General features: G+C 67.6%; 13 protein-coding genes and 1 other RNA gene. 5 read left to right on the top strand and 9 right to left on the bottom strand.

The window, feature by feature from the left end; genetic code table 11:
* Positions 1 to 249: 249 nt before the first annotated feature.
* Positions 250 to 1,146 (top strand): NAD-dependent epimerase/dehydratase family protein, encoded by an 897-nt coding sequence (locus IEX41_RS11255; protein WP_188790349.1) that lies wholly within the window; start codon positions 250 to 252, stop codon positions 1,144 to 1,146.
* Positions 1,147 to 1,731: 585 nt separating this feature from the next.
* On the opposite strand, the gene IEX41_RS11260 is transcribed toward IEX41_RS11255, so the two are convergent.
* Complete coding sequence (locus IEX41_RS11260; protein WP_188790350.1) at positions 1,732 to 3,528, bottom strand: DNA polymerase III subunit gamma/tau; 1,797 nt, start codon at positions 3,526 to 3,528, stop codon at positions 1,732 to 1,734.
* A gap of 202 nt (positions 3,529 to 3,730) precedes the next feature.
* Between IEX41_RS11260 and ypfJ the strand changes: the two genes are divergently transcribed.
* Both ypfJ and IEX41_RS11270 read left to right on the top strand, forming a co-directional pair.
* A complete protein-coding gene (gene ypfJ / locus IEX41_RS11265; protein WP_188790351.1) occupies positions 3,731 to 4,576 on the top strand; it encodes a KPN_02809 family neutral zinc metallopeptidase in 846 nt (281 codons plus the stop codon).
* Positions 4,573 to 5,124, top strand: coding sequence for a protein-tyrosine phosphatase family protein (locus IEX41_RS11270; protein ID WP_188790352.1), 552 nt, complete (start codon positions 4,573 to 4,575; stop codon positions 5,122 to 5,124). The genes ypfJ and IEX41_RS11270 overlap by 4 nt, the downstream gene beginning before the upstream one ends.
* A gap of 346 nt (positions 5,125 to 5,470) precedes the next feature.
* Here IEX41_RS11270 and IEX41_RS11275 read toward each other — a convergent pair whose 3' ends face one another.
* Together IEX41_RS11275 and ffs are read right to left on the bottom strand one after the other, a co-directional pair.
* A complete protein-coding gene (locus IEX41_RS11275) occupies positions 5,471 to 5,827 on the bottom strand; it encodes a sll1863 family stress response protein (RefSeq protein ID WP_188790353.1) in 357 nt (118 codons plus the stop codon).
* A gap of 61 nt (positions 5,828 to 5,888) precedes the next feature.
* Positions 5,889 to 5,985, bottom strand: an RNA gene (ffs, locus tag IEX41_RS11280) — signal recognition particle sRNA small type.
* A gap of 235 nt (positions 5,986 to 6,220) precedes the next feature.
* On the opposite strand from ffs, the gene nudC reads away from it, so the two are divergent.
* Entirely contained in the window at positions 6,221 to 7,183 is a 963-nt protein-coding gene (nudC, locus tag IEX41_RS11285) for an NAD(+) diphosphatase (protein WP_188790354.1), read from the top strand.
* A gap of 61 nt (positions 7,184 to 7,244) precedes the next feature.
* Complete coding sequence (locus IEX41_RS11290; RefSeq protein WP_188790355.1) at positions 7,245 to 7,712, top strand: SRPBCC family protein; 468 nt, start codon at positions 7,245 to 7,247, stop codon at positions 7,710 to 7,712.
* Between the two features lie 355 nt (positions 7,713 to 8,067).
* On the opposite strand, the gene IEX41_RS11295 is transcribed toward IEX41_RS11290, so the two are convergent.
* From IEX41_RS11295 to rpe, 6 genes are all read right to left on the bottom strand, one after another.
* Complete coding sequence (locus tag IEX41_RS11295; protein WP_188790356.1) at positions 8,068 to 8,718, bottom strand: ATP-binding cassette domain-containing protein; 651 nt, start codon at positions 8,716 to 8,718, stop codon at positions 8,068 to 8,070.
* The gene (locus IEX41_RS11300) at positions 8,711 to 10,351 is read right to left on the bottom strand and encodes an ABC transporter permease (RefSeq protein ID WP_188790514.1); all 1,641 of its coding nucleotides are present in this window, start codon (positions 10,349 to 10,351) and stop codon (positions 8,711 to 8,713) included. Before IEX41_RS11300 ends, IEX41_RS11295 begins: the two co-directional genes overlap by 8 nt.
* 43 nt (positions 10,352 to 10,394) lie before the next feature.
* Complete coding sequence (locus IEX41_RS11305) at positions 10,395 to 11,663, bottom strand: ABC transporter substrate-binding protein (protein ID WP_188790357.1); 1,269 nt, start codon at positions 11,661 to 11,663, stop codon at positions 10,395 to 10,397.
* A gap of 215 nt (positions 11,664 to 11,878) precedes the next feature.
* On the bottom strand, positions 11,879 to 12,544 hold the full coding sequence (gene gph, locus IEX41_RS11310) for a phosphoglycolate phosphatase (RefSeq protein ID WP_188790358.1): 666 nt from the start codon (positions 12,542 to 12,544) through the stop codon (positions 11,879 to 11,881).
* A gap of 98 nt (positions 12,545 to 12,642) precedes the next feature.
* Positions 12,643 to 13,197, bottom strand: coding sequence for a thioredoxin family protein (locus IEX41_RS11315; RefSeq protein ID WP_188790359.1), 555 nt, complete (start codon positions 13,195 to 13,197; stop codon positions 12,643 to 12,645).
* A gap of 3 nt (positions 13,198 to 13,200) precedes the next feature.
* Positions 13,201 to 13,902 carry a ribulose-phosphate 3-epimerase gene (gene rpe / locus IEX41_RS11320; protein WP_188790360.1) on the bottom strand — a complete coding sequence of 234 codons (702 nt, stop codon included), beginning with the start codon at positions 13,900 to 13,902 and terminating at the stop codon, positions 13,201 to 13,203.
* Positions 13,903 to 14,183 lie beyond the last annotated feature (281 nt).

The raw sequence follows: 14,183 nt of genomic DNA on the forward strand, positions 1-14,183 counted from the left end.
AGGGCGGCAAGTTTTGTTGGCGCCAAAGAGCTCCGGCGCAGATCAAGCTTAGGGCAGAGCAATTGGGCTGACCAGTGTCTGCTGACATATCTTGCCTGCCGTGGCTTGGCGGGCGCGGTTGGATTGGCTACCCCTGCGGCGAAGCTGCCGCCCGTGGGGGATGGGACGCCTCCCACCTCACGCTTGATCGCAGTGCCGGGGCGGGGCATGCAACAGCCGGTAAAGCGATCGTGAAGGAAAGAGGCGGATATGATCTACGTGACGGGAAGTTCGGGCGTCCTGGGCAATGCGATCCTGTCGCACCTGGCGGTGTCGGGAATCGAAGCCTGCGGCGTGTCACGCCGCCCGCTGCCGGTCCCCGATGCAGGGCTTGCCAATATCGAGACGCCTGATGTCCTTGGCGCCGACTGGGTCACTGGACCGGATGCCACCATTGTGCATTGCGCGGGCCTTGCCAGCCCGCGGGTGCCGTTCGACAGCTACGCGGATGTGTCGCGGCGCGAGATCGAGCCGCAAGTGGCCTTCGCCGAGGCGCTGGTGGCATCCGGCTGGCGGGGCCACTTGGTCTATCTCAGTTCTGCCGGGGTCTACGGTGACACCGATGATCTGCCGATTCTCGAGAGCGCGCCGATGCAGCCCAAGGGGTGGTACCCGTTGCAGAAGATGGCGACAGAGCAGGCGCTCATGCTGCTGGCGCAGCGCCATGGATTCCGGCTGACCATCCTGCGGGTGGCCAATGTCTACGGCGCGCCCCTTGCAGGACCGTCCTTCGGGGTGGTCACGATCCTTCTCGACAAGCTGCGCAGCGGCGCGCCGTTCGCGGTCTTTGGCAGTGGTGAGAGTCTGCGCGATTACATACATGTTTCGGATTTCTGCACCGCCGTGGCGCGTACCTGCGAAGTGCCGCTGCCCGAGCCCGTGACGGTGCTGAACATCGGCACAGGTGTGGGAACGTCCCTGCTGCGCATGACCGAGCTGGTACCGCGCATTGCCGGAGGCCACCTTGAGTTGCGGCGCGAGCCGGTGGCGAGCGAGGTGAAATCGAGCGTCCTCGATATCTCGTGCACGCGGGCGCTCCTGGGATGGGAGCCGGTGGTGGAGCTCGAGGAGGGGCTGCGCCGGACGGTTGCGATGATGGGGACCTGACCCTCTGGCGCAGTGCCCGTGGCACCCGTGCATTGTGAGTATTTTTTTAACAGAAGATGGGCAAAGCCGCGCATCTTTCAGCCCGCCGGTCCGATGAGGCGGGGCATCAGGTCGGCGCCGGCAAAAGCCGACCGCGCCGCCCGAGACACTGTGGCTCGGGGAGCATGATTCGAAACTCGCCGAATGGGCCCTGCGATGCATCTGTTCTTGCGCGTTGCTGGCGGCTCGCTATTCAGGCTCAAGGCTCAAGGCTCAAGGCTCAAGGCTCAAGGCTCAAGGCTCAAGGCTCAAGGCTCAAGGCTCAAGGCTCAAGGCTCAAGGCTCAAGGCTCAAGGCTCAAGGCTCAAGGCTCAAGGCTCAAGGCTCAAGGCGGCGCGAGCCACAGTGGGGCGCAACCTGCAGGGGGCCGCGCCGGGGGAGTGTGGCGGTTTCCGCCATGTGGCCAACGACCCCTCGCACGCGGAGCTCGCGCGTGCAACGAGGCCGGCAACAGAGCCGGGCAGCACGGCCCGCTTCCGAACGCGCCGCTCCCTGTTTCTTCTCTTTCCAAATACGCAAACGGTAAGACGCCGCCACGGGCGGGGCTCAGTCTTCCTCGAAGGGGTCCCACTCGTCCTCGACCTCGGGCAGCGCTTCCGACTGGGCCGAGTTCGCGATGTCTTCTGGCGTGCGGATCTCAACGATCTGCGCACCGGGGAAGGCGGCGAGCGCGGCTTGCACGAGGGGGTGCGACTCGGCCTCGGCGCGGCGGGCCAGTTCGGCGGCGTTGTTCTGCTCGTAGACCGTTGGCGCCTCGCAGCCATTCACCACCGTGATGCCCCATCGGTTGCCGGTCCAGCGCTGCAGCGCACCCCCAAGCTTCTGGGCAAGATCATTGGGTGCGTTGTCCGCAGGGGTGAACTCGATCCGGCCGGGCTGGTAGGCGGCGAGGCGAACGTGCCGCTCGACCTGCGCCAGCAGCAGCCCGTCGCGGTTGGCGCGAATGAGCTCGATCACGTGTTCGAAGGTGGGAAAGCGCGCCAGCGCTGCGTCCGCGGCAACCGCCACCACGGCGTTGCCGTGATGGGCCACCGGGCCAGAGGGGCCGGAGTGGGTCGGGGCGGGGCCGCCCATGGCCTGTGTGTCGGCATGCGCAGCACCACCTGCGGGCGCGTTGGCGTAGCCGCCTCCACCGGGGCCGGGGGGCGGCGGCGGGGGCGTGTCCTGAAGCTTGCGCAGCAGTTCCTCGGGCGATGGCAGCTCGGCCACCATGGTCAGCCGGATGACTGCCATCTCGGCGGCCATCATGGCGTTGGGCGCCTGCGCCACCTCGTCCAGCGCCTTGAGCAGCATCTGCCACATGCGGGTCAGCGCCCGCATCCCGAGGTTCGTGGCCAGCGCCTGTCCGCGTGCGCGCTCATCGGGGGAGATCGTCGGATCCTCGGCCGCCTCGGGCGTGATCTTGACCACCGAGGTCCAGTGCGTCAGCTCCGCGAGGTCGCGTAGCACCGCCAGCGGGTCAGCACCGTCGGCATATTGTGCCGACAGCTCCGTGAGGGCTGCGGGCGCATCGCCGTGCATGATCTTCTCGAAGAGATCCATCACCCGGCCCCGGTCCGCAAGGCCGAGCATGGCGCGGACCTCGTCCGCCGTGGTCTCGCCCGCACCGTGGCTGATCGCCTGATCCAGCAGAGAGGTCGCATCGCGCGCCGACCCTTCGGCGGCGCGGGTCACCAGCGCCAGCGCGTCGTCGGAGATCTGCGCCTGTTCTGCGTCGGCGATCCTGCGCAGCAGGGTCAGCATCACCTCGGGTTCGATCCGGCGCAGGTCGAAGCGCTGGCAGCGCGAGAGCACCGTGACCGGGACCTTGCGGATCTCGGTGGTGGCGAAGATGAACTTCACATGCGCCGGTGGCTCCTCGAGCGTCTTGAGCAGCGCGTTGAACGCGCTGTTCGAGAGCATGTGCACCTCGTCGATAATGTAGATCTTGTAGCGGGCCGAGGCCGCCCGGTAGTGCACGCTGTCGATGATCTCGCGGATGTCGCCGACGCCGGTGTTGGAGGCGGCGTCCATCTCCATCACGTCCACGTGGCGGCCTTCCATGATGGCGCGGCAATGTTCGCACTGACCGCAAGGCTCGGTGGTGGGGCCGCCGGTGCCGTCGGGGCCGATGCAGTTCATACCCTTGGCGATGATCCGGGCGGTCGTGGTCTTCCCGGTGCCGCGGATGCCCGTCATGATGAAGGCCTGTGCGATGCGCCCCGCCTTGAAGGCGTTCTTGAGCGTGCGCACCATGGAATCCTGGCCCACGAGATCGGCAAAGGTCTCGGGGCGATACTTGCGGGCAAGCACCTGATACTTGGGGCTGGCGTCTGCGGGGTGCTGGTCGGGCTGCTCGGACATGGGGCCTTCCGGGTGGAGATCGCTCCCAAGTTATGCGCCGGCGCGGCCAAGGTAAACCGGGCTGAGCGGTATTCGCCGCAATGCGCGGATACGCTGCCACCACCATGGTGATTGAACCGAAACGCCGGTTAAAGCGTTATTGTCCCATCGGGTTCACGGTGCCGTGAGATGCGGCGCCATCCCCACCAGCAGGAGAATGGCCATGCGGCTACGGGGTGTCAGGCGCAGCAACAACGTTGAGGACCGTCGCAGGTCCGGCGGAGGCATCGTGCTGGGCGGAGGGATTGGCGGGCTCGGGCTTATCGCGCTGCTTGCCTTCGGCTACTTCACCGGCATCGACGTGACACCGATCCTCGAGCAGGCCTCGGGTGGCGGCAGCGTCTCGGAGAGCCGTGAGCCCAACGCCGAGGAAGAGCGCGCCGCAGATTTCACCACGCGGGTGCTGGCCACCACCGAGAACGTCTGGACCGAGATCTTCGCCGAAGATCTCGGGCGCGAGTATCGCCCGCCGGTTCTGGTGATGTTCTCGCGCCAGACCTCATCGCCCTGCGGCAACGCAAGCGGGGCCACCGGGCCGTTCTACTGCCCCATCGACGGCAAGGCCTACCTCGACACCGATTTCTTTGCCACGCTGTCGCAGGAGCTTGGGGCGACGGGCGATTTCGCCGCCGCCTACGTCGTCGCCCACGAGGTCGCCCACCACGTCCAGAACGAGCTTGGCATCCTCGGGCAGGTGGCCGACGCCCGCGATGCTGCCGCCCAGACCGAGGCGAATGCGCTGACAGTGCGGCTCGAGTTGCAGGCGGATTGCCTGTCTGGGGTCTGGGCCTCGCGCGTTGAAGACCTGCTCGAGCCCGGCGACATGGCGGAGGCGCTGAATGCGGCGCGGATGATTGGCGACGACCGGTTGCAGCGGCGTGCCGGCATGGTGCCGCAACCCCACAGCTTTACCCACGGAACCTCGGATCAGCGCGAGGGGTGGTTCGCTGCCGGTTATGACAGCGGTGACATCCGCGCCTGCGATACCTTCGCCGAGTTGCGCCCATGACCGTGGCCGTGCCTCCGCCCGATCCCGATGGCGAGACCATCAAGATCCACGCGCTGACTGTCGGCGAGGGCATTCTTGCCCTGTCTGCCCTGCCCGGGCGGGGAGGGAACCTGCAGGGGGACCTTCACCATATCGCCGACTGGCGGCCGGCGCTGGTGATCACGCTGGTGACCGAGGACGAGCTGGCCGAGGTGGGCGCCTCGGCCATCGGCAGGTGGCTCAAGGATCACGGCACGAAGTGGGAGCATCTGCCGATCCCTGATTTCAGCACGCCCGATGCGGCGGCCAGTGTGCGCTGGGATCGGATCGCGGAGTTTGCCCGGCGTGCGCTTTTGGGCGGCGGCCGGGTGCTGGTGCATTGCAGGGGCGGCTGCGGGCGGTCCGGCATGGTGGCGCTGCGCCTGATGATCGAGGCGGGCGAGGCGCCGGACGAAGCGCTCGGGCGGCTTCGTTGCGTGCGCCCCTGCGCGATCGAGACCGACGCACAGATGGCCTGGGCCATGGGCGACGCGAGCGATGCGGCGGAGGCCCAGCACGATCGCGGCTGATCATGGGCCGGTCGTGATTAGGGCCTGGCCCGAGCACTGAACGGAACACTGACCGCAGGCGGTTTGAAAGCCGATCTGCCCTCGACCGTGGATCGTAAGACATGCCACGCGATCCGGGCACAAGCCCATCAGGCCGCCTAAGGCATCAGCGCTTCAGCTGCGCCGAAACTGAATACCGCACCTTGGGCACATCTTGTCGCGTCGAAGGATCTTAGGCGCATTGTGGGCCACGATGTACATGGCCATTCGAGGCCTCAACATGTTCTTTCAGCAGCCTGTTATCGCGGGGCTGACTGCGGTTTGGTGTCGGCGGTCAGTCCTTCCAGCGGGTGCGCCCCTCTGGGACCTAGCGGCTGGCGCGGTGCAGCGCATCCATGATGCCGGTCCAGGCGATCTCGAACCGGTCCTTCACGTCATCCCATGCATCATCACTGGTCTCGCGGGCTGTCGTGAGATGCTTTTCTGCCTCGTTGCGCTGGTATCGCATCAGCTCCAGCGTCTTCGCATAAAACTTGCGCGCCTCGAGGCTGTGACGGTCCATTTCCGCTTCGAGCTTGTCGATCTGGGCGTTCCATTCATCGAGCTGCGCCTTGGCATGATCGAGCCGTGCTCTCTGGTCATCATGATGGGCCTCCTCTCCCATGTCCGAAGTCCTGCCACGAGAGTAGCGGATGAGGCCCATGTCGGCCTTGATTTTGGTCAAGACCGTCTCCCCCCGGTGCGCGATGGCACCGGGACATGAACGATCATGCGAGGGGGAGGTAAGTGAGAGGCTGGACAACGACCCAAGCGGGGCTCGTTACGGCTGCTTCCTTCCGGACCTGACCGGGTTGGCGAGGCGCCTGCCCGCGCCAACCTCTCGAGGCTGCATCTAAGGGAGGGAAGGGCGCTTTGCAACCCCCTGCGATCCCATCGAATGTCACATTCATCCTCAGGACCCGGGACGCGCAGGCCATCCACCCGGGCCTCGTCCTGAACCGCCCGCAAGGTGCGACTGGTGTGCAGTGTCCCTCCGCAAGCTCTCGTGATGTGTGGCGAATTGCCTCTGATTGCAGCGCATGCGATGCAGGGCGCACGCGAGGCCGGGAGAGTAAAAATGAAACACAGCGAACAGGTGACCTTCGGCGGATCGGGGCTGGACCGGGCGGCGCATCTGCGTGGCGACATCCCCGCCCTTGCCTCGCTCATGCAGCGCGAGGACGCCCGCACGCTGGTCTTCTGGCGCGGCAAGATCCTCGTGGTCGGAGAAGGTGCCACCCCGATGCGCCTGCCGCTGGATCATGCGGCGTTGAAGGATGCAGAACAGCCTCCGATCTTTCTCGGCCTCGAGGAGGGTGGTGCACCGGTCTTCTCGCACGAGCTGACGGCGTGGGATGGCGCGGGCGAGGCACCCGATCAGGGCTTTCACGACCTCAGCGAACAGCGCCACCCGGCCTGCTGGGGCGACGAGCGTTTCGTGGAACTGCGCAGCCTTCTGACCTCGCTCACCCCGCGCGATGCCGAACTGGCGGCGACCGCAAGGGCGCTTTTCGAATGGCACCGCTCGCACCGGTTCTGTTCGCGCTGCGGCCATGGCTCCGAGCCGTTCCTCGCGGGCTGGCAGCGGGTCTGCCCTGACTGCGGCGCGCCGCATTTTCCGCGCACGGACCCGGTGGTCATCATGCTGGTGACGCATGGGAATTCATGCCTCATGGGTCGCTCGCCGGGCTGGCCAGAGGGGATGTATTCCTGCCTCGCGGGCTTTGTGGAGCCGGGCGAAACCCTCGAGGCCGCCGTGCGCCGCGAGGTGCTCGAAGAGACCGACGTACGGGTCGGCGCGGTGCGCTATCTTGCCAGCCAGCCGTGGCCGTTCCCCGCATCGCTGATGATCGGCTGCCACGGCGAGGCCACAAACACCGAGATCACCGTCGACCCCGCCGAGATCGAGGACGCGCGCTGGGTCAGCCGCGAGGAGCTGGCCGACGCGCAGGCGGGCGACGATCCCACCCTGCGGCCCGCGCGGCCCGGGTCCATCGCCCATTTCCTGCTGCGCAACTGGCTTGCGGACCGGCTGGATTGAGGCGACACTGCCCGGCAAAATCGAGCATGACGACAACATCTTGAAGGATGGAGCGGGGCACATGGAGTTTTCCACGCGCGAAGATATCGAGGCACCGGCAGAGCAGGTCTTTGCCGAACTGACCCGGTTCGAACAGATTGAACGGCAGGTAATGCGCCGGGGCGTGGACCTTCAGCGCACCTCGGGCTCTCCCGACGCTCCCGAGGAACTGGCCTGGACCGCCCGCTTCAAGCTTCGTGGCAAGGAGCGCACGGCGGACATCACGCTTGATGAATACGACGCGCCGAACCGTCTGACCTACAAGGCCAGATCGGGCGGGCTCGACGCGGTGACGGTGATCGACGTGATGGCACTGTCGCGGGGCCGCACCCGCATCGTCATGACCTTCGAGGTGCTGCCGCAGACCCTGTCGGCGCGGCTCATGGTGCAATCCATGAAGCTGGCCCGTGGTAACATGGAAAAGAAGTTCCGGGTCAAGATGGCTGAATACGCCCGCGATCTCGAAACACGGCTGAACCGTCCGGCCTGACCGGCATCCTGCCGCCAAGCAAGCTGGCCCCGGCCTGAGGGCGCTGGCCCGTTTGATCGGGGCAGTGCCTCAGACGTGCGTGGTGTGGGCGACCACAGCCCGCTTGATCGATCCCGTCCCGCGGTCTCGCCTGATTGGATCAGCGTCACCGTCTTTGCCCGTTCAAGCGGCTGAACCCGCCGTTCTTTGACAGCCGTGAACAGTCCCTGCCGGAGGCGCCACAAAGCACAAAGCACCAAGGTGCATGGGGTGCAGTTGCAGCGCCATGCCCCCCGTGGTCCTGCCCGCTCCAACTTGGTCGTGCCGAACAGGTGCCGCCATGCCGGGCAGGCGGCTGTCGACCGCTTGGCCCCGGCTATCCTTCGAGGGATATCACCGGCCCACCGGCCGCTTCGGCATCGGCGGCGTCGTGGGTGACCAGCAGCACGGGCAGGCCCTCGGCCTTGGCGCGGTCAAAGACCAACCTGCGCACCTGATCCCGCAGCGCCGCATCGAGTCGTGAGAACGGCTCGTCCAAGAGCAGTGCGCGGGGCTTCGACAGCAGCACCCGCATCAGCGCAACCCGCGCCTTCTGTCCGCCCGAGAGGGTCTCGGGGTCACGGGACGCGTGGCCTTCAAGCCCGATCTCGGACAGTGCCGCATCGATACGGGCGCGGCGGGCGGCGCGGCCTTTCACGGCGGGATCCAGCCCGAAGGCAAGGTTGCCGCCCACGGACAGGTGCGGGAACAGCAGCGGGTCCTGGAACAGGATGCCGGTGCGACGCGCCTCCGGCGGCAGTCCATCGAGCGGCGTGCTGTTCAGGGCGATGCGCCCGTGGCTGCGGAAGGCGCGGGGCAGGGTGCCGGTTATGGCCGCAAGCAGCGTCGACTTGCCGGACCCGGACGGGCCCATGAGGGTCAGCACCTCTCCGGGCGGGATGCGGGCGTCAACGCGCAGCATCTCCTCAGGGCCGCGCAGCAGGCGCAGGTGGTCCAGTACGAGGCCGGTCTGGTCGGTGTCAGCCATGCTGCATGCCTTTGCGGTTGCGCCATGCCAGCGCGGGAATGGCGAGAGCCAGCGCGAAGGGAAGGAAGGCGGCGGCGGTCTGGGCCAGCGCGGTGACCCCCACCACCCGCCGCGACCCGCCAGAGGCCAGTGCCACCGCCTCGGTGGTCAGGGTGGGAACCCGGCCCGCGCCCAGAAGCAGCGTCGGCAGGAACAGCCCCACGGAGACCGCCGTGCCCACGGCGGTGGCGGTCAGCACCGGGCGCAGCATCATCGGCAGGCTCACCCGCCAGAACACGCGGGAGGGCGAGGCCCCCAGCGCCCGCGCGATGCGGGCATGGCGCGGATCGCGGCGCCGCCACGGGTCCGACAGGGACAGGAAGACGTAAGGCAGGACAAAGACCACATGCGCGGCGATCACTGCGCCAAGGGTGCCGTCCATGCCCGAGATCAGCGCCAGCACCTGCAGTCCCGGCAGGAAGGCGATCTGCGGCACGAGAAGCGGCAGATAGAGCAGCCACAGCGCCCGCCGCCCGGGGCGCAGGCCAAGGTGGTCCTCAGCCTCGAGGCAGGCGATGACCAGCAGCAGCGCGGTGCCTACGGAAACCCCGGCGATCAGCGCCGTCTGCACCGCCGGTCCGGCCAGCGCCGCGCCGCTGCGGGTCCAGCCCTGCGCCGTCAGCGACGACGGCCATAGCGCCGGGAAGCCCCAGAACCCGGCCACCGACCAGACTGCCAGCATGGCAAGTCCAAGCACCACGGCCCCCGCCGAAACCGCCCCCGCCAACAGGGCCACGCCGCGCAGGAGCCCGTCGCGGGGGCCGCGTGCGCCGGTCTCGATCCACGCCCGTCCCGCGCGGGCGACGAGCAGCTCTCCAAGACGCCACATCCCCAGCGCACCAAGGGTCAGCAGCAATTGCAGCACCGCCCCCGCGGCGGCGCGCAGGCGCATGGCAAGGTCGGGATCGTTCATCCAGCGCAGCACCTGCACCGACAGCGTCGGTGGGGTGGACGGGCCGAGGATCATCGCCACGTCCACGACGCTCATGGAAAACGCCAGCACCGCGTAGAGCGGCAGGCGCAGCTGGGGGTAGAGCCTCGGGAACACCGTGCGCAGCCAGCCGCCCGTGCGGCTGTGGCCAAGGCTGCGGGCGGTGACCAGCGTCTCGGCGGGGCGCAGGGCGGGAAGGGCGGCAAGGCTCATGAGCAGCAGGAACGGCATCTCCTTCACCACCAGCCCGGCGATCAGCGACAGGCCCATGGGATCCTGAAGGATGAGCAGGTCCGGCGGGCGCTCCCACCCCGCCACCGGCGCGATCAGCCGCGCGATCCAGCCCGAGGGCGCGATGAGGAAGGCAAGGCCGAAGGCCGCTGCCGCATGGGGCACCGAAAGCAACGGCGACAGCACCCGTTCAAGCCACGAGAACGCCCGCGTGCCCTGCCATCCGGCACAGATCAGCATGGTGAGGGTGAGGGCAAGCGCGGTCGAGGCCAGCCCTGTGAAAAGGCTCAGCCCCGCGGCGCGGGGCAGGCCGGGCCATGCCAGAAGGTCGCGGACGGGGCCAAGGCCCGGCTCGGCGCTGCCCAGCACCGGCATGATGCCGATGGCGGGCAGCAGCGTGCCGCCGAGCCCGGCAATCACCGGGCCCAGCATCACGGCCAGCGTCAGGATCGGCGCAAGCCGCAGCAGCGTCACGTCACTCGGCCACGCCGTAACGGCTGGTCCAGTCCTCCTCGAGGCGCACCATCCACGAGGGGTGCGGCTCGGGCAGGGGGGTGCCCATCTCGGACGGCTCGAGCGTGGCCGGGCCGAAGGCGATCTCGTCGAAGGGGGCCTTCTGCTCGGGGCTCAGCGCCTCGAGGTCGAGCACGGTGCCAAGGCCCCAGACCGCCGGGTCCGCCATGCGGGCCTGCGCCTCGGGCGAGAGCAGGATGTCGGCCACCACCATGGCGCCGGCCTTGGCGTTGGCGTTGAAGGGGATGGCGACGAAGCTGGCGTTGCCGATGGTGCCGCCGTCATGGATGTAGGACCGCACGCTGTCCGGCAGCTGGCCGTTGGCGATGGCGTTGGAGGCGGCGTTGGGGTTGAACTCCATGCCGATGTCGATCTCGTTGTCGGCCATGAGCTGGATCAGACGCGCGCTGCTTTGGGGATAGGCCCGCCCCTCGCGCCACAGCTGCGGCGTGAGCTCGTCGAGGAAGGCCCAGAGCGGCGCGGTGGTGGCCTCGTAATCGGCAGCGTCCACGGGGCTTTCGAGGGCGATCATGTCGGGCGAGAACTCGATCAGCGCCTGCTTGAGGAAGGTCGAGCCGATGAAGTCCGGCGGCTGCGGGTAGGTGAAGCGGCCCGGGTTGGCCTGCGCCCATGCCAGCAGGGTGGCCATGCTGCGCGGCGGTTCTGCAAGGCGGGCGCTGTCATGGAAGAACACCAGCTGCGCCATGCCCCAGGGGCTCTCGTAGCCTTCGGTGGGCACGGTGAAATCCGCCGTGAGGGCGGCGTTGGACGGGTTGGTGAGCGCGCGGTTCGGCAGCTCCTCGGCCCATGGGCCGAAGAGCAGGCCTTCGTCCTTCATGGCGGCGAAGTTCTCGCCATTGATCCAGACAAGGTCGATGCCGCCGCCACTGTCGCGCCCGGCGGTCTTCTCCGCCAGAACGCGGGAGACCGCCTCGGCGGTGTCCGACAGCTTGACGTGTTCGAGGGTGACCCCCTGCTCGGCGGCCTTGTCGCCGATCCAGTCGATGAAGGCGTTGACGGAGTCCGAGCCGCCCCACGCGTTCCAGTAGACGGTTTCGCCCTCGGCTTCGGCGAGGACTGCGGGCCAGTCGGCCGGGTCGGGGGTGTTCCGGTCCCCTGTCTGGGCCGGTGTCTGGGGCGTGTCCTGGGTCGCGGTCTGGGCGAAGGCCTGAACGGGGCCGAGCGAGGCCGCAAGGGCCAGGGCGATCAGCGGCGGGGCTTTGAAGGTCATCTTGCTGCTTTCCGTCGGATTGGGCTCTCCCGCAGAAGAGCTCGGCGGGCATGCGGGGTCAAATGACACTGCCGGCAGAAAGGTTGCAAGCGCCGGGGTCTGCAGGGCCAGTTGTTGCACGGCGGCGACAGGGCCGCCGGGCAGAGACCTGGGCCCGGGCGGCAAATTCCTTGGAAAGGAATTTGGGGCGCCGTGGTGGGCGGCCCGCGCCGAGGTTAGGCTTCGGACGGGGCGAAGTGGGCGGCGACGATGTCCGGCAGCTTGTCCCAGTGATCGAAGGCATGGGCGTGGGGCAACTGCTCGTCCGGGGATTTGCGATAGCCTTCGGTGTAGAGCACAAAGGGCACTGCCGCGGCCTGCGCGGTCTGGGCGTCGACCTCGCTGTCGCCGATGTAGAGCGCGCCGTCGGTGCCGAGTTCGCGCATCACGTGCAGCAGGGGCGCCGGGTCGGGTTTCTTGACCGGCAGGGTGTCGCCGCTGGCCACCACCTTCATGTAGCGATCAAGGTCGAAGTGGCGCAGGGCGATGCGGGTCGGCTCTTCGGGCTTGTTGGTGCAGAGCGCAAGGGTGCAGCCCATGGCCTCGAGCCGGGCCAGTGCGTCGACCACGCCGGGATAGAAGACGGTGTTCTTGGGCTCGCCCTCGTAACGGTCCATGAAGCGGCCCAGCAGGCGGGCGTGTTCTTCGGGGTCATTCCCTGCGCCGACGGCCTGCATCACCTGCGAGACGAGCACGCCCACGCCCTTGCCGATAAAGCTGCGGGTTTGTTCGAAAGTGATCTTGGGCAGGCCCTCGTCTCGCAGCATGCCGTTGGCGGCGATATGCAGGTCGGGAGCGCTGTCGATGAGCGTCCCGTCGAGATCGAAGATGACGGCTTTCATGTGGGCTGGCCTTTCGCGTCCGGTCGGCGGGCGAGCCGTGGTGGGCGGCCCGCCATTTTGCGTATTTGTAAAGAGAAGATGGGTCGGGCGCGCTGGCCTCAGGCCGTCTTCCACTTGATGGAGCAGCCCATGGAGGGGATCTGTTCTTTTGGGCCATGCCCGGTTTGTGCAACCTGCTTCATCGCCTCGAAGAGGTCGCGGGGCAGGTCCGGGTCCCCGGCTTCGCGGCGCGAGGCATCGAGACGGCCGCGGTATTGCAGGCCGCCGTCCTTGTCGAAGCCGAAGAAGTCCGGAGTGCAGGCGGCATCATAGGCGCGGGCCACGCCCTGGCTTTCGTCGTGCAGGTAGGGGAAGGGGAAGTCGTACGTCTCCGCCATCTCCTGCATCTTGTCGAAGCCGTCCTGTGGGTAGGCTTCGGCATCGTTGGAGCAGATCGCCGCCACGCCGATGCCGAGCGCCTGCAGCTCGCGCGCGTCGCGGATGATCCGGTCGATCACCGCGAGCACGTAGGGGCAGTGGTTGCAGATGAACATCACCAGGGTGCCGTTCGGCCCCTTGATGTCATCGAACCGGTAGCGGCGGCCATCGGTGGCGGGCAGGTGGAAGCCCGGGGCCTGCCAGCCGAAGTTGCATACGGGGGGAATGGCGGCCATGGCTCAGGCCGCCTTTGCCCGGGCGCCCTCGGCCGCCTCGCGGATGGCGCGCATGTTGGCACCGTAGACGTCGGGATTGTCCACCGAGCCGCCCTTGAAGACCGCCGAGCCCGCGACCAGCACGTCTGCGCCGGCCTCGACCACGAGGGGGGCGGTTTCGGGAGTGATGCCGCCGTCGATCTGGATGTGGATCTCGCGGTCGCCGATCATCTGGCGGATCTTGCGGGTTTTATCCACGCAGGAGTGGATGAACTTCTGCCCGCCGAAGCCGGGGTTCACGGTCATCACGAGCACCATATCGCACAGGTCGAGCACACTTTCGACGGCCTCTGCCGGGGTGCCGGGGTTCAGCACCACCCCAGCCTTCACGCCCTGGGCCTTGATGGCCTGCAGGGTGCGGTGGATGTGGGGGCCGGCTTCGACATGGGCAGTGATCATGTCCGCGCCCGCCTCGGCGTAGGCCTCGATATACTGGTCCACCGGCGAGATCATCAGGTGCACGTCCATGAAGGTTTTCACATGCGAACGGAAGGCCTTCACCGCAGGCGCGCCGAAGGTGAGGTTGGGCACGAAATGGCCGTCCATCACGTCCACGTGGACCCAGTCGGCGCCCTGCGCCTCGATGGCCCGGATCTCGGCTCCGAAGTTGGCGAAATCAGCCGAAAGGATCGACGGGGCGATCTTGATCGAGCGGTCGAAAGTCATGCGCTGGCCTCCTTAAGTCGCGCGGCCCGCGTCCGGCCTTGTGGCGCGGATGCGGCTGGGGCGGGGTCCGCCACCATTGGTGTCCTTGGCGCGAAGGCATGGATCGTGGCGCATGCCTTCGGGAACAGTCTTCTTGTCTACCGCGGTTCAGCCCGTGGGCTGCGACGCGGATGGCAGGCCTGCGCGGGATATGGCAGGGCGCGCCTTGCTTGCGGTATACCCGGTCATCGCACGCTTGCCACCCTCGTCAAAGGGGAAATCACCAGTCGCACCCGGCGCTG

It is taken from the genome of Salipiger pallidus (assembly GCF_014643635.1).
Classification (GTDB): domain Bacteria; phylum Pseudomonadota; class Alphaproteobacteria; order Rhodobacterales; family Rhodobacteraceae; genus Salipiger; species Salipiger pallidus.

Coding starts and splice junctions, on each gene's coding strand:
- IEX41_RS11255 (WP_188790349.1), top strand. CDS start 250: ATGATCTACGTGACGGGAAGTTCGGGCGTCCTGGGCAATGCGATCCTG.
- IEX41_RS11260 (WP_188790350.1), bottom strand. CDS start 3,528: ATGTCCGAGCAGCCCGACCAGCACCCCGCAGACGCCAGCCCCAAGTAT.
- ypfJ (WP_188790351.1), top strand. CDS start 3,731: ATGCGGCTACGGGGTGTCAGGCGCAGCAACAACGTTGAGGACCGTCGC.
- IEX41_RS11270 (WP_188790352.1), top strand. CDS start 4,573: ATGACCGTGGCCGTGCCTCCGCCCGATCCCGATGGCGAGACCATCAAG.
- nudC (WP_188790354.1), top strand. CDS start 6,221: ATGAAACACAGCGAACAGGTGACCTTCGGCGGATCGGGGCTGGACCGG.
- IEX41_RS11290 (WP_188790355.1), top strand. CDS start 7,245: ATGGAGTTTTCCACGCGCGAAGATATCGAGGCACCGGCAGAGCAGGTC.
- IEX41_RS11295 (WP_188790356.1), bottom strand. CDS start 8,718: ATGGCTGACACCGACCAGACCGGCCTCGTACTGGACCACCTGCGCCTG.
- IEX41_RS11300 (WP_188790514.1), bottom strand. CDS start 10,351: ATGCTGGGCCCGGTGATTGCCGGGCTCGGCGGCACGCTGCTGCCCGCC.
- IEX41_RS11305 (WP_188790357.1), bottom strand. CDS start 11,663: ATGACCTTCAAAGCCCCGCCGCTGATCGCCCTGGCCCTTGCGGCCTCG.
- gph (WP_188790358.1), bottom strand. CDS start 12,544: ATGAAAGCCGTCATCTTCGATCTCGACGGGACGCTCATCGACAGCGCT.
- IEX41_RS11315 (WP_188790359.1), bottom strand. CDS start 13,197: ATGGCCGCCATTCCCCCCGTATGCAACTTCGGCTGGCAGGCCCCGGGC.
- rpe (WP_188790360.1), bottom strand. CDS start 13,902: ATGACTTTCGACCGCTCGATCAAGATCGCCCCGTCGATCCTTTCGGCT.